This window comes from Klebsiella sp. F11 (genome assembly GCF_056712265.1).
On record NZ_CM160060.1, the window covers coordinates 341475 to 356093 of the forward strand.

10 protein-coding genes and 1 pseudogene are annotated in these 14619 nt (G+C 58.9%); 10 read left to right on the forward strand and 1 reads right to left on the reverse strand.

Annotation, left to right across the window (positions count from 1 at the left end):
- Positions 1-27: 27 nt before the first annotated feature.
- Positions 28-507, reverse strand: coding sequence for an N-acetyltransferase (yhhY, locus tag AC1M2H_RS01730; protein WP_480151820.1), 480 nt, complete (start codon positions 505-507; stop codon positions 28-30).
- Positions 508-864: 357 nt separating this feature from the next.
- On the opposite strand from yhhY, the gene AC1M2H_RS01735 reads away from it, so the two are divergent.
- The 10 genes and pseudogenes from AC1M2H_RS01735 (at position 865) to glgA (ending at position 14617) form a co-directional block, all read left to right on the forward strand.
- On the forward strand, positions 865-1902 hold the full coding sequence (locus AC1M2H_RS01735) for an oxidoreductase (RefSeq protein WP_480150071.1): 1038 nt from the start codon (positions 865-867) through the stop codon (positions 1900-1902).
- Between the two features lie 121 nt (positions 1903-2023).
- Positions 2024-2719, forward strand: a complete 696-nt coding sequence (yhhW, locus tag AC1M2H_RS01740; protein WP_041143039.1) for a quercetin 2,3-dioxygenase — start codon at positions 2024-2026, stop codon at positions 2717-2719.
- Positions 2720-2902: 183 nt separating this feature from the next.
- A complete protein-coding gene (gntR, locus tag AC1M2H_RS01745) occupies positions 2903-3898 on the forward strand; it encodes a gluconate operon transcriptional repressor GntR (RefSeq protein ID WP_480150072.1) in 996 nt (331 codons plus the stop codon).
- Between the two features lie 185 nt (positions 3899-4083).
- Positions 4084-4614, forward strand: a complete 531-nt coding sequence (gene gntK / locus AC1M2H_RS01750; RefSeq protein ID WP_480150073.1) for a gluconokinase — start codon at positions 4084-4086, stop codon at positions 4612-4614.
- Positions 4614-5954 (forward strand): annotated as a pseudogene (gene gntU / locus AC1M2H_RS01755) (gluconate transporter). The gene gntK and the pseudogene gntU overlap by 1 nt, the downstream one beginning before the upstream one ends.
- A 347-nt stretch (positions 5955-6301) precedes the next feature.
- On the forward strand, positions 6302-7405 hold the full coding sequence (asd, locus tag AC1M2H_RS01760) for an aspartate-semialdehyde dehydrogenase (RefSeq protein WP_480150074.1): 1104 nt from the start codon (positions 6302-6304) through the stop codon (positions 7403-7405).
- A 243-nt stretch (positions 7406-7648) separates the two neighbouring features.
- The gene (gene glgB / locus AC1M2H_RS01765; RefSeq protein ID WP_480150075.1) at positions 7649-9835 is read left to right on the forward strand and encodes a 1,4-alpha-glucan branching enzyme; all 2187 of its coding nucleotides are present in this window, start codon (positions 7649-7651) and stop codon (positions 9833-9835) included.
- A complete protein-coding gene (gene glgX / locus AC1M2H_RS01770) occupies positions 9832-11808 on the forward strand; it encodes a glycogen debranching protein GlgX (RefSeq protein ID WP_480150076.1) in 1977 nt (658 codons plus the stop codon). The genes glgB and glgX overlap by 4 nt, the downstream gene beginning before the upstream one ends.
- A gap of 80 nt (positions 11809-11888) precedes the next feature.
- Entirely contained in the window at positions 11889-13184 is a 1296-nt protein-coding gene (glgC, locus tag AC1M2H_RS01775; protein ID WP_480150077.1) for a glucose-1-phosphate adenylyltransferase, read from the forward strand.
- On the forward strand, positions 13184-14617 hold the full coding sequence (gene glgA, locus AC1M2H_RS01780; protein WP_480150078.1) for a glycogen synthase GlgA: 1434 nt from the start codon (positions 13184-13186) through the stop codon (positions 14615-14617). The genes glgC and glgA overlap by 1 nt, the downstream gene beginning before the upstream one ends.
- Positions 14618-14619 lie beyond the last annotated feature (2 nt).

Genomic DNA, 14619 nt, shown 5'->3' on the forward strand with positions numbered 1-14619 from the left:
TCCCGGGTGGGAGAGGGTTGGGAAGGGCTACTCTTTCAGGCGCGCCATAAAGAGAGCATCGACGTACTCGCCGTTGCGCAGCGCAAATTTACGCCCGGTACCTTCAACGCTAAAGCCGTATTTGCGATAGACGGCAATGGCGGAGGCGTTATCAGCGAAGACCGTTAATTCAATGCGTTCGACGCGCAGCCAGTTATCGCACAGGTTTATCATCTCGCGCATCAGGGCGCTGCCGACGCCGCGTCCGTGAAAGGGCGCCGCCACGCTCATACCGAAGGTCGCGACGTGGCTGCGGCGCGGACGGGTTTCAACGCTCAGCATCAGGTGGCCGACGACCTGCTCATCAATGCTGGCGACCAGATGGTGGCCGTTAGGCCGGGGCTGTAGCCGCTCCTGCCACATTTCCATCGCCGGATGAGGAAGCTGTAGCGTGTCGTGATAGACCTCCGGGTGCGCAGTCAGCTGACGTAACGGTTCTGCATCGCGTGGTTCGGCGTGGCGTATCACTATCTCACTCATTCCTCTTCTCCTTAGCGCCTGGATATCAGGCTTTATCCGCTCATTTGGTCCCTTTCAACATCCCTGACTTTAAAAAAGGCGTCAACGGCTAATTTTTGCAAAAAGAAGTAGACAAGTGCGAATGAGAATGATTATTATTGTCCTGCATTCAGGGAGACCCTTGCGGAAAGCCTGAAAGCACGACATTGCTCACATTGCTTCCAGTATTACTTTAGCCAGCCAGGTGCTGGCTTTTTTTTTGCCTTTTTGCCGGTCATTTTCCGCCATCTTAAGCGGGTTAAGAGTTAAGTTCGTCGCCGGGGTGCGCTATGGTTAGGAGCAGAAACCTCAACTAAGGACTGCGTTATGACTCTGCACTGCGCATTTATTGGATTCGGTAAAAGCACCACCCGCTACCATCTTCCTTACGTTCTGCACCGCAAAGACCGCTGGCACGTGGCGCATATCTATCGCCGCAGCGCGAAGCCGGAAGAGCAGGCGCCGCAGTATTCGCATATCCACTTCACCAGCGATCTCGATGAGGTACTTAACGATCCGCAGGTTAAGCTGGTGATTGTCTGCACCCATGCCGATAGCCACTTTGACTACGCGAAGCGCGCGCTGGAAGCCGGCAAGAACGTGCTGGTGGAAAAACCCTTTACCCCGACGCTGGCGGAAGCGAAAGAGCTGTTTGCGCTGGCGAAGAGCAAGGGGCTGACGGTAACGCCGTACCAGAACCGCCGCTTTGACTCCTGCTTCCTGACCGCTAAGAAGGCGATTGAAAGCGGTAAGCTGGGTGAGATTGTTGAAATTGAAAGCCACTTCGACCTCTATCGCCCGACGGCGGAAACGCAGCCCGGATTAGCGCAGGATGGCGCTTTTTATGGCCTGGGCGTGCATACGATGGATCAGATAATCTCCCTGTTCGGCCGCCCGGATCGCGTGGCGTACGATATTCGCAGCCTGCGTAATCAGGCCAATCCGGATGATACCTTCGAAGCTCAGCTGTTCTACGGCGACCTGAAGGCGATTGTCAAAACCAGCCACCTGGTGAAGCTGGCGTATCCGAAATTTATCGTTCACGGTCATAAAGGGTCGTTTATCAAATACGGCATCGACCAGCAGGAAACCAGCCTGAAGGCCAATATCATGCCGGGCGAGCCGGGCTTTGCGGCGGATGAAAGCATTGGCCTGCTGGAGTTCGTGGATGATAACGGCGCGAGCGTGCGCGAAGAGCTGCGGGTGGAGCCCGGCGACTACGGGCGCGTCTATGATTCACTCTACGAGACCGTGGTGAACGGGGCGGAAAATTACATCAAGGAATCTGAGGTTCTCACCAATATGGAGATCCTTGAGCGCGGCTTCAGACAGCCCTCTCCGGCCACGATAATCCTCGATAAATAAGCTTTCTGAGCTCCTCTGCTCTTATTCATATTTTTTGAACAGAGGAGTCAATTTTCACCCTCTATGATCGTTAGCGGAATGAGTCCACACTTATTCCATCGCAAACATACGGGGGTGCAACATGATCTACTTACGCAAAGCTAACGAACGCGGTCACGCTAATCATGGCTGGCTCGATTCCTGGCATACGTTCTCTTTCGCCAACTATTATGACGCCAATTTTATGGGCTTTTCCGCTCTGCGCGTCATTAACGACGACGTGATTGACGCCGGCCAGGGCTTCGGGACCCACCCGCATAAAGATATGGAAATTCTGACCTACGTGCTGGAAGGGGTGGTTGAACACCAGGATAGCATGGGCAACAAAGAACAGGTTCCTGCGGGCGAATTCCAGATCATGAGCGCCGGTACCGGGGTGCGTCACTCGGAATACAACCCGAGCAGCACCGAGCGTCTGCACCTGTATCAAATCTGGATTATGCCGGAAGAAAACGGCATCGCTCCGCGCTACGAGCAGCGCCGGTTTGATGCCCTGCAGGGCAAGCAGCTGGTGCTGTCGCCGGACGCTCGCGAAGGTTCGCTGAAGGTGCATCAGGATATGGAGCTCTACCGCTGGGCGCTGCTGAAGGACGAGCAGTCGGTTCACCAGATTGCCGCGGAGCGTCGCGTGTGGATCCAGGTGGTAAAAGGTGAGGTCACCATCAACGGGACCAAAGCGACCACCAGCGATGGCCTGGCGATTTGGGACGAGCAGGCGATCTCGGTTCACGCCGATAGCGACAGCGAAATTCTGCTGTTCGACCTGCCGCCGGTCTAATACTCCGGCCAGCTTTCTGTCGGTCACCCGGTCGCTTGCGCGGCCGGGGATTTTTGGCGCTGCCGCTCGCCCGATTTCGCCCATTAACGCTAAATAAAGCCGTTAGCGCGCTTTTCTCCGGGAAGGTTGCGCTTTGTCCGTGATAAACTGAGAAAATCTCTCCCATTTATCACAGTCAGGACGATGAAAAAGAAAAGACCCGTACTTCAGGATGTAGCCGATCTTGTCGGCGTGACCAAAATGACGGTCAGTCGCTTTTTACGCAACCCGGAACAGGTTTCCGAGGCTTTGCGTGGCAAGATTGCCGTTGCTCTCGATGAACTGGGTTATATTCCCAATCGCGCCCCTGATATTCTCTCCAACGCGACCAGCCGCGCCATCGGCGTGCTCCTGCCCTCGTTAACCAACCAGGTCTTTTCCGAAGTGCTGCGCGGCATTGAAAGCGTCACCGATGCTTTTGGCTATCAGACCATGCTGGCGCACTACGGCTATAAGCCTGAAATGGAAGAGAAACGCCTCGAATCGATGCTCTCATGGAACATCGACGGCCTGATTCTCACCGAACGTACCCATACGCCGCGGACGCTGAAAATGATCGAAGTCGCCGGCATCCCGGTGGTCGAGCTAATGGACAGCCGCTCGCCGTGCCTCGATATCGCCGTCGGTTTTGATAACTTCGACGCCGCGCGCCAGATGACCGCCGCCATTATCGCCCGCGGCCATCGCCACGTGGCCTATCTTGGTGCGCGTCTTGATGAACGTACTATTATCAAGCAGAAGGGCTATGAGCAGGCGATGCACGACGCGGGCATGACGCCGTATAGCGTGATGGTCGAACAATCTTCTTCCTACTCGTCGGGGATTGAGCTGATGCGCCAGGCGCGTCGCGAATATCCGCAGCTTGACGGGATCTTCTGCACCAACGATGACCTGGCGGTCGGCGCGGCCTTTGAGTGCCAGCGTCTGGGATTGAAAATTCCGGATGATATGGCGATTGCCGGCTTCCACGGCCACGATATTGGCCAGGTGATGGAGCCGCGCCTTGCCAGCGTGCTGACGCCGCGCGAGCGGATGGGGCGCATCGGCGCCGAGCGTCTGCTGGCACGTATTCGTGGTGAAACAGTTACCCCTAAGATGTTAGATTTAGGTTTCACATTGTCACCGGGCGGATCTATTTAAACTGACAAGTTTGAAGTAGATCACACATATTCACTTCTGGCACCAATGGTGATTGCTTCTCCATTAGTCCGGTATGACAATGTTACCGATAACAGTTACCCGTAACAATCAATCTGCGCGCGCGCTTTCACGTCGAATCCCAACGGCCTGAAGGTCAACGCGTATGTGTCCAGTGGGAGGAAGCTTTGAGCACGACTAACCATGATCACCACGTCTATGTCCTGATGGGCGTTTCCGGCAGCGGAAAATCCGCCGTCGCCAGCGAAGTGGCGCATCGGCTGAATGCCGCGTTCCTCGACGGCGACTTTCTGCATCCGCGTAGCAATATCAACAAGATGGCTTCCGGCGAGCCGCTGAATGACGACGACCGCACGCCGTGGCTGCAGGCGCTGAACGACGCCGCCTTCGCCATGCAGCGGACCAATAAAGTGTCGCTTATCGTGTGTTCGGCGCTGAAAAAAAGCTATCGCGACATTCTGCGCAAAGGCAATCCGAACCTCTCCTTCGTCTACCTGAAAGGGGACTTCGACCTGATCGAAAGCCGCCTGAAGGCGCGCAAGGGCCACTTCTTCAAAACCCAGATGCTGGTGACGCAGTTTGAAACCCTGCAGGAACCCGGCGCAGACGAAGGCGATGTATTAATCGTCGATATAGATCAATCGCTGGAAGGCGTGGTCGCAAGCACCATTGAGGTGATCAACAAAGGCAGTAAATAGTGAGTACATTAACGCTTGTTTTAACAGCAGTCGGCTCCGTTTTGCTGCTGCTGTTTTTAGTCATGAAGGCGCGTATGCACGCCTTCGTGGCTTTGATGGTGGTTTCTATTGGCGCCGGTCTCTTCTCCGGGATGCCGCTGGATAAAATTGCGGCAACCATGGAAAAAGGGATGGGCGGGACGCTCGGCTTTCTGGCGATCGTCGTGGCGCTGGGGGCGATGTTCGGTAAGATTCTTCACGAAACCGGCGCCGTCGACCAGATAGCCGTTAAGATGCTGAAATCTTTCGGCCACAATCGGGCGCATTACGCCATTGGCCTGGCCGGCCTGATCTGCGCGCTGCCGCTGTTTTTCGAAGTGGCCATCGTGCTGCTGATTAGCGTCGCCTTCTCGATGGCGCGCCATACCGGTACCAACCTGGTGAAGCTGGTCATTCCGCTGTTTGCCGGCGTAGCCGCCGCCGCGGCGTTTCTGCTGCCGGGGCCCGCGCCGATGCTGCTGGCGTCGCAAATGCACGCCGATTTTGGCTGGATGATCCTGATTGGCCTGTGCGCGGCGATCCCGGGGATGATTATCGCCGGGCCGCTGTGGGGCAACTTTATCAGCCGCTATGTCGAGCTGCATATTCCGGACGACGTGACCGAGCCGCATCTCGGCGAAGGCAAAATGCCGTCGTTCGCCTTCAGCCTGTCGCTGATCCTGCTGCCGCTGGTGCTGGTGGGGCTGAAAACGGTCGCCGCGCGCTTTGTGCCGGTAGGCTCCAGCACCTATGAGTGGTTCGAATTTATCGGCCATCCGTTCACCGCGATTCTGGTGGCGTGCCTGGTGGCGATTTATGGCCTGGCGGTACGCCAGGGGATGGCGAAAGACCGCGTCATGGAGATCTGCGGTCACGCGCTGCAGCCGGCGGGGATTATCCTGCTGGTTATCGGCGCGGGCGGCGTCTTTAAGCAGGTGCTGGTTGACTCCGGCGTCGGCCCGGCGCTCGGCGAAGCGCTGACCGGGATGGGGCTGCCGATTGCGATTACCTGCTTCGTGCTGGCGGCCGCGGTGCGCATTATCCAGGGCTCCGCGACGGTCGCCTGCCTAACGGCTGTCGGTCTGGTGATGCCGGTTATCGAGCAGCTGAACTACAGCGGCGCGCAGATGGCGGCTCTTTCCATCTGCATCGCCGGCGGCTCAATCGTCGTGAGCCACGTCAACGACGCGGGCTTCTGGCTGTTCGGTTAGTTTACCGGCGCAACGGAAGCCCAGACGCTGAAGACCTGGACCCTGATGGAAACTATCCTCGGCACCACCGGCGCCATCGTCGGTATGATTGCGTTTTCGCTGCTCAGCTAAACGTTAATAAGAGGGCCCGGCGCAGCGCTGTCGGGCTCTTTTCGCCCGACGGCTAACGCCGTTTTTTATCCCCGCCTCAACGCCCTGTTTCCGCGCGAATCCATAACCCAGATCAACGAAACTGCGGCGGAAATGATTCCCTTTTCGCTACGCTTACACGGATAATCTATAGGGTTTTTATAAACGCCGACGGTGGCCGCTGGCGCATGAGATAAGCTGCTTTACTGATTGCCGGGCAATCATTGATTAATTTCACTTGCGACTTTAGCAGCATTTTGTAATGTGAGGGATGATCCAGCAGGAAACTGGCTTGGCACAAACAGCACACATCTCCCAGGAAATACGTTATGAAAAATGTTGGTTTTATCGGCTGGCGCGGAATGGTCGGCTCTGTACTCATGCAACGCATGGTTGAAGAGCGCGATTTCGACGCCATTCGCCCTGTTTTTTTCTCCACCTCCCAGCTGGGGCAGCCTGCGCCATCATTCGCTGGCAGCACCGGTACGCTTCAGGATGCGTTTGACCTGGAGGCGCTGAAGGCGCTGGATATTATTGTGACGTGCCAGGGCGGCGATTATACCAACGACGTATATCCAAAGCTGCGTGAAAGCGGCTGGCAGGGTTACTGGATTGACGCGGCCTCCTCGCTGCGCATGAAGGACGATGCGATCATTATTCTTGACCCGGTTAACCAGGACGTGATTACCGCCGGCCTGAACAATGGCGTCAAGACCTTTGTCGGCGGTAACTGTACCGTTAGCCTGATGCTGATGTCCCTCGGCGGCCTGTTTGCCCAGGATTTAGTCGAGTGGGTCAGCGTGGCGACTTACCAGGCGGCCTCCGGCGGCGGCGCGCGCCATATGCGTGAGCTGCTGACCCAGATGGGCCAGCTGCACGGCCACGTCGCGACGGAGCTGGCCAATCCGGCCTCCGCGATTCTGGAGATTGAGCGCAAGGTGACCTCGCTCACCCGCAGCGGCGAGCTGGCGGTGGACAACTTCGGCGTCCCGCTGGCCGGCAGCCTGATCCCGTGGATCGACAAACAGCTGGATAACGGCCAGAGCCGCGAAGAGTGGAAGGGCCAGGCTGAGACCAACAAAATCCTCGCCACCTCGGCGGCTATCCCGGTTGACGGCCTGTGCGTGCGCGTTGGCGCGCTGCGCTGCCACAGCCAGGCGTTCACCATCAAGCTGAAAAAAGACGTTTCTATCCCCACCGTTGAGGAGCTGCTGGCGGCGCACAACCCGTGGGCGAAAGTGGTTCCTAACGATCGCGATATCACCATGCGCGAGCTGACTCCGGCTGCCGTAACCGGCACCCTGACAACGCCGGTTGGTCGCCTGCGTAAGCTGAATATGGGGCCGGAGTATCTCTCGGCCTTCACCGTCGGCGACCAGCTGCTGTGGGGTGCCGCCGAGCCGCTACGCCGCATGCTGCGGCAGCTAGCGTAAATCACAGGATGAATAAAAAGGGGGTGTCTGACACCCCCTTTTTTTGCGTAATACACGGAGTACACGCGGATGTTCGATTTTTCTCAACGGGGGTAAGAAAGCCTTGGCTATGCTTTAGTAAGGAACGACGTTTCCTTACCTGAAGGTGGGACGGAGCAGAAGGACGCACATTGTGCTGCGCCGTTCAGGTCAAAAAAAGTCGCCAGATACAGGAAAGGGCGGCACTTACAACAGGATGAAACCATGTCTAATCATATTGATAGAGACGTGATTAATGAGCTTATCGCCGGCCATTTTGCGGACCCTTTTTCCGTACTCGGCATGCACGCCACCGATGCCGGGCTGGAAGTACGCGCATTATTACCCGATGCCACCGACGTGTGGGTGATTGAACCGAAAACCGGACGCAAAGTCGGCAAGCTTGAGTGCCTCGACTCGCGCGGTTTCTTTAGCGGCGTTCTGCCGCGGCGAAAAAATGCTTTCCGCTATCAGCTGGCCGTCACCTGGCACGGTCAGCTCACTCTGATCGATGACCCTTACCGCTTTGGCCCGCTGCTGCAGGAGCTGGACGCCTGGCTGCTCTCCGAAGGCACCCACCTGCGGCCCTATGAAACGCTCGGCGCCCACGCCGATACGATGGATGGCATCACCGGCACCCGCTTCTCGGTATGGGCGCCGAACGCCCGTCGGGTTTCCGTCGTCGGCCAGTTCAACTACTGGGACGGCCGCCGCCACCCGATGCGCCTGCGTAAAGAGTCGGGGATTTGGGAGCTGTTTGTCCCCGGGGCGCAGAACGGCCAGCTGTATAAATTTGAGATGATCGACGCGCACGGCCACCTGCGGGTGAAGTCCGACCCCTACGCCTTTGAAGCGCAGATGCGCCCGGATACCGCCTCGCTGATCTGCGGCCTGCCGGAGAAAGTCGACCGGCCGCCGGAGCGCAGGCAGGCCAACCAGTTTGATGCGCCGGTTTCGATTTATGAGGTCCACCTGGGCTCCTGGCGCCGCCATACCGACAACAACTTCTGGCTGAGCTATCGCGAGCTGGCGGAGCAGCTGGTGCCTTATGCCAAATGGATGGGCTTTACCCATCTGGAGCTGCTGCCGGTCAACGAACATCCGTTTGACGGCAGCTGGGGCTACCAGCCCACCGGGCTGTACGCGCCGACCCGCCGCTTCGGCACCCGGGAAGACTTCCGCTATTTCATTCACGCCGCGCACGCCGCGGGTCTCAACGTGATCCTCGACTGGGTGCCGGGCCACTTTCCCGCCGATGATTTTGCCCTTGCCGCATTTGACGGCACCGCGCTGTACGAGCACAGCGACCCGCGTGAAGGCTATCACCAGGACTGGAATACGCTGATCTACAACTACGGCCGCCGGGAGGTCAGCAACTTCCTCGTGGGCAACGCCCTGTACTGGATTGAGCGCTTCGGCATTGACGCCCTGCGCGTCGATGCGGTGGCGTCGATGATCTATCGCGACTACAGCCGGAAAGAGGGCGAGTGGGTACCGAACGAGTACGGTGGGCGGGAAAATCTCGAAGCGATTGAGTTCCTGCGTAACACCAACCGCGTGCTCGGCGAACAGACCCCGGGCGCGGTCACCATGGCCGAAGAGTCCACCGACTTTGCCGGAGTTTCGCGTCCCGCCCCGACGGGCGGACTCGGCTTCTGGTTCAAATGGAACCTCGGCTGGATGCACGACACCCTCGACTACATGAAGCTCGATCCGGTTCACCGCCGTCATCATCACGACAAGATGACCTTCGGCATGCTCTACAACTACACCGAGAACTTCGTCCTGCCGCTGTCCCACGATGAAGTGGTGCACGGTAAAAAATCGATTCTCGACCGCATGCCCGGCGACGCGTGGCAGAAGTTTGCCAACCTGCGCGCCTACTACGGCTGGCTGTTTGCCTTCCCCGGTAAAAAGCTGCTGTTTATGGGCAACGAGTTTGCCCAGGGGCGGGAGTGGAACCACGACGCCAGCCTCGACTGGCATCTGCTGGAAGGCGGCGACAACTGGCACCACGGCGTCCAGCGTCTGGTGCGCGACCTGAACCATACCTATCGTCGGCACAAGGCGCTGCACGAGCTTGATTTTGACCGCTACGGTTTTGAATGGCTGGTCGTGGACGACCACGAGCGCTCGGTGTTTGTCTTCGTTCGTCGCGACAGGGCCGGGAACGAGATTATCGTCGCCAGCAACTTCACGCCGGTGCCGCGTCACGGCTATCGCTTCGGGATAAACCAGCCGGGGCGCTGGCGCGAAGAGCTGAACACCGACTCGCTGTACTACCACGGCAGCAATACCGGCAACGGGGGAGCGGTGGAAAGCGAGGCGATCGCCAGCCACGGCCGCGAGCACTCGCTCGCGCTGACCCTGCCGCCGCTGGCAACCATCTGGCTGGTACGGGAGGCGCAATGACGACGCTTTCTCCAGGAAAGCCCGCTCCGCTGGGCGCAAGCTATGACGGGAAGGGGGTGAACTTTACCCTCTTTTCCGCCCATGCCGAGCGGGTAGAGCTTTGCCTGTTCGATGAGCAGGGGAACGAACGACGTTTCGATCTCCCCGCGCGCAGCGGCGACGTCTGGCACGGCTGGCTGGGCGGCGTCGGGCCGGGGCTGCGCTACGGCTATCGCGTTCACGGCCCGTGGGAGCCCGGGCAGGGGCATCGCTTCAACCCGGCGAAGCTGCTGCTCGATCCCTGCTGCCATCGGGTGGAGGGCGCGCTGCCTGACGATGAGCGTCTTCACGGCGGCGACCGGCAGCCCGATAACCGCGACAGCGCGGCGATCGCGCCGAAGTCGCGGGTCGTCGACCTGCGTTACGACTGGCTGGGCGACGAACCGCCGCGCACGCCGTGGGGTCAGACGGTCATTTATGAAGCCCACGTCAAGGGGCTGACGTATCTGCATCCCGGGCTGCCCGAGGCGATTCGCGGCACCTACCGGGCGCTGGGTCATCCGGTGATGATCGACTATTTCAACACGCTGGGAATTACCGCGCTGGAGCTGATGCCGGTGGCGCAGTTTGCCAGCGAGCCGCGCCTGCAGCGGATGGGATTAAGCAACTACTGGGGCTACAACCCGCTGGCGATTTTCGCCCTCGACCCGCGCTACGCCAGCGAGCCCGAGCGCGCGCTTGACGAATTTCGCGACGCGGTGAAGGCGCTTCACGCCGCGGGCATCGAGGTGATTCTCGACGTGGTGCTGAACCACAGCGCTGAAATCGACCTTGAGGGACCGACCTTCTCCCTGCGCGGAATCGACAACCGTAGCTATTATTGGATAAGAGAAGACGGCGACTACCACAACTGGACCGGCTGCGGGAACACCATCAACCTCAGCCATCCTGGGGTAGTGGAGTACGCCCGCCAGTGCCTGCGTTTCTGGGTGGATGAGTGCCACGTTGACGGCTTCCGCTTCGATCTGGCTTCGGTCATGGGACGGACGCCGGAGTTTCGTCAGGATGCGCCGCTGTTTGAGGCGATCCGCAGCGATCCGCAGCTGGCGGAGGTGAAGCTGATTGCTGAGCCCTGGGATATCGGCGCCGGCGGCTATCAGGTGGGCAATTTCCCGCCGCTGTTTGCCGAGTGGAACGACCATTTTCGCGATGTGGCGCGCCGTTTCTGGCTGCAGCAAAACGTGTCATTGGGCGACTTCGCCCAACGCTTTGCCGCCTCCAGCGACCTCTTTCAGCGCAGCGGTCGGCAGCCGGCGGCGGCGGTCAATCTGATTACCGCCCATGATGGCTTCACCCTGCGCGACTGCGTCTGTTTCAATCAGAAACATAATGAGGCGAACGGGGAAGATAATCGCGATGGGACTAACAATAACTACAGCAGCAATCATGGTATAGAGGGTTTAGAGGCTACGCTCGACGTGATTGAAAGGCGGCGCGATAGCGTTCACGCCCTGCTGGTGACGCTCCTGCTGTCGCAGGGTACGCCGATGCTGCTGGCGGGTGATGAACACGGCCATAGCCAGCATGGCAACAACAATGCGTACTGTCAGGACAACGCGCTGACCTGGCTTGACTGGGGCAAGGCGAACAGCGGGCTCACCGCGTTCACCGCCGCGCTGATTCATCTACGCAGCCGTATCCCCGCGTTAACCGGCAACCGCTGGTGGCAGGAGGGAGACGGCAGCGTGCGCTGGCTAAACCAACACGCGCAGCCGCTGAGCGCTGATGAGTGGCAGCATGGCGCGATGCGTATGCAAATCCAGCTATCCGAACGCTGGCTGATTACGCTGAACGCCACCCCAGAAGTTACCAGTATGGAATTACCCGCGGGGGAATGGCACGCCGTTCTTCCGTTCGCCGGAGAGAATAATCCGGTCATCATGGATGTCTGGCATGGGCCCGCGCACGGAGTGTGCGTATTTCAAAGGTCGTAAGTCCTGAGGCTTCCGGTAAGCTTCGCGGCGGCAACGCGGCGGGAAGGGCAGGAAGGCTGGGATGTAAAAAGGAGTTAATCATGGTTAGGCTAGAAAAGAACGATCCGTTGATGCTGGCGCGTCAGCTGCCCATCAAAACCGTTGCGTTGATTCTCGCGGGTGGTCGCGGTACCCGACTGAAAGATTTAACGATTAAGCGCGCAAAACCGGCCGTCCATTTTGGCGGTAAGTTTCGCATTATCGATTTCGCATTATCTAACTGCATTAACTCAGGTATTCGCCGTATTGGCGTGATCACCCAGTATCAATCGCACACGCTGGTACAGCATATCCAGCGCGGCTGGTCGTTCTTTAGCGAGGAGATGAACGAGTTCGTCGATTTGCTGCCGGCGCAGCAGCGCGTGCACGGGGAAAACTGGTATCGCGGCACCGCGGATGCGGTAACCCAGAACCTCGATATCATTCGCCGCTATAAGGCGGAGTACGTGGTGATCCTCGCCGGCGATCATATCTATAAGCAGGACTACTCGCGCATGCTTATCGATCACGTCGAAAAAGGGGCGCGCTGCACCGTGGCCTGTATGCCGGTGCCCATCGAAGAGGCATCCGCTTTCGGCGTGATGGCGGTCGATGAGAGCGACAGGATCATTGAGTTTGTCGAAAAGCCCGCCGTGCCGCCCGCCATGCCGAGCGACGCCAGCAAATCGCTGGCCAGCATGGGGATCTATGTCTTTGATGCCGATTATCTTTATGAGCTGCTGGCGGAAGATGATAACGATGAAAACTCCAGCCACGACTTCGGCAAAGACATCATTCCGAAGATAACCGAAGCTGGCATGGCTTATGCACATCCTTTCCCACTCTCCTGCGTACAGTCGGATCCCGAGGCCGAACCCTACTGGCGCGACGTGGGGACGCTTGAAGCCTACTGGAAGGCGAACCTCGACCTGGCGTCGGTGACGCCGGAGCTGGATATGTACGATCAGAACTGGCCGATTCGCACCCACATGGAGTCGCTGCCGCCGGCGAAATTCGTCCAGGATCGCTCCGGCAGCCACGGCATGACGCTGAACTCGTTGGTTTCCGGCGGCTGTATTATCTCCGGTTCGGTGGTGGTGCAGTCGGTGCTGTTCCCGCGCGTGCGGGTGAACTCATTCTGTAACATTGATTCGGCAGTCTTATTGCCAGACGTGTGGGTGGGGCGCTCATGTCGCCTGCGTCGCTGCGTGATCGACCGCGCCTGCGTGATTCCGGAAGGCATGGTGATTGGCGAACACGCGGAAGAAGATGCGCGTCGGTTCTACCGCTCAGAGGAAGGTATTGTGCTGGTCACCCGGGACATGCTGAGGAAGTTGGGGCACCCACAGGAGCGATAATGCAGGTCTTACACGTATGTTCAGAGATGTTCCCGCTGTTAAAAACCGGCGGTCTGGCGGATGTTATCGGTGCGCTGCCTGCAGCACAAATTGCAGAAGGTATCGATACGCGGGTGCTGCTGCCCGCGTTTCCTGATATTCGTCGCGGAATACCCGATGCGCAGGTGGTGACGCGCAGAGACACCTTTGCCGGCCGCATTACGCTGCTGTTTGGCCATTTTAACGGCGTAGGCATCTACCTGATTGATGCCCCACATCTCTACGATCGCCCGGGGAGTCCTTACCACGATACCAACCAGTATGCCTACACCGATAACGTACTGCGCTTTGCGCTGCTTGGCTGGGTGGGCAGCGAAATGGCCTGCGGGCTGGATCCCTTCTGGCGCCCTGACGTAGTGCATGCTCATGACTGGCACGCGGGCCTGACGCCGGCCTATCTGGCGGCGCGCGGCCACCCGGCGAAATCGGTGTTCACGGTGCACAACCTGGCCTATCAGGGGATGTTCTACTCCTGGCATATGAACGAGATCGAGCTGCCGTGGTCGTTTTATAACATGCACGGCCTTGAGTTCAACGGCCAGCTCTCGTTCCTCAAAGCGGGCCTTTACTATGCCGACCATATTACGGCGGTCAGCCCAACCTACGCCCGGGAGATAACCGAACCGCAGTTTGCCTACGGCATGGAGGGGCTGCTGCGCCAGCGGCAGCACGAGGGGCGCCTGTCGGGCATTCTTAACGGCGTGGATGCAAATATCTGGAATCCGCAAAACGATCTGCTGCTGGCCGCGCGCTACGACCGCGACAGTCTTGAAGACAAGGCGGAGAACAAGCGCCAGCTGCAAATTGCTATGGGGCTAAAGGTGGACGACAAGGTGCCGCTGTTTGCCGTGGTCAGCCGTCTGACCAGCCAGAAGGGGCTGGACCTGGTGCTTGAAGCGCTGCCGGGCCTGCTGGAGCAGGGCGGACAGCTGGCGCTGCTTGGCGCCGGCGATCCGGTACTGCAGGAGGGCTTTCTGGCCGCGGCTGCCGAACATCCGGGCAAAGTGGGCGTGCAGATTGGCTACCACGAGGCCTTTTCGCACCGCATCATGGGCGGCGCCGACGTTATCCTGGTTCCCAGCCGCTTTGAACCGTGCGGCCTGACGCAGCTGTATGGCCTCAAGTACGGCACGCTGCCGCTGGTGCGGCGTACCGGCGGCCTGGCGGATACCGTCACCGACAGCTCGCTGGAAAATCTGGCCGATGGCCTGGCCAGCGGATTTGTCTTTGAAGACAGCAATGCCCTGTCGCTACTGCGAGCCATCCGGCGCGCATTCGTTCTGTGGTCGCGCCCTTCGCTCTGGCGTTACGTGCAGCGTCAGGCGATGAATATGGATTTTAGCTGGCAGGTCGCAGCGAGCTCTTATCGCGAACTTTATCAACGCTTGATGTAACC

What these genes read in the sequence shown, in the direction of transcription:
- AC1M2H_RS01735 (WP_480150071.1), top strand. Translation starts at nt 865, where the DNA reads ATGACTCTGCACTGCGCATTTATTGGATTCGGTAAAAGCACCACCCGC.
- yhhW (WP_041143039.1), top strand. Translation starts at nt 2,024, where the DNA reads ATGATCTACTTACGCAAAGCTAACGAACGCGGTCACGCTAATCATGGC.
- gntR (WP_480150072.1), top strand. Translation starts at nt 2,903, where the DNA reads ATGAAAAAGAAAAGACCCGTACTTCAGGATGTAGCCGATCTTGTCGGC.
- asd (WP_480150074.1), top strand. Translation starts at nt 6,302, where the DNA reads ATGAAAAATGTTGGTTTTATCGGCTGGCGCGGAATGGTCGGCTCTGTA.
- glgB (WP_480150075.1), top strand. Translation starts at nt 7,649, where the DNA reads ATGTCTAATCATATTGATAGAGACGTGATTAATGAGCTTATCGCCGGC.
- glgX (WP_480150076.1), top strand. Translation starts at nt 9,832, where the DNA reads ATGACGACGCTTTCTCCAGGAAAGCCCGCTCCGCTGGGCGCAAGCTAT.
- glgC (WP_480150077.1), top strand. Translation starts at nt 11,889, where the DNA reads ATGGTTAGGCTAGAAAAGAACGATCCGTTGATGCTGGCGCGTCAGCTG.
- glgA (WP_480150078.1), top strand. Translation starts at nt 13,184, where the DNA reads ATGCAGGTCTTACACGTATGTTCAGAGATGTTCCCGCTGTTAAAAACC.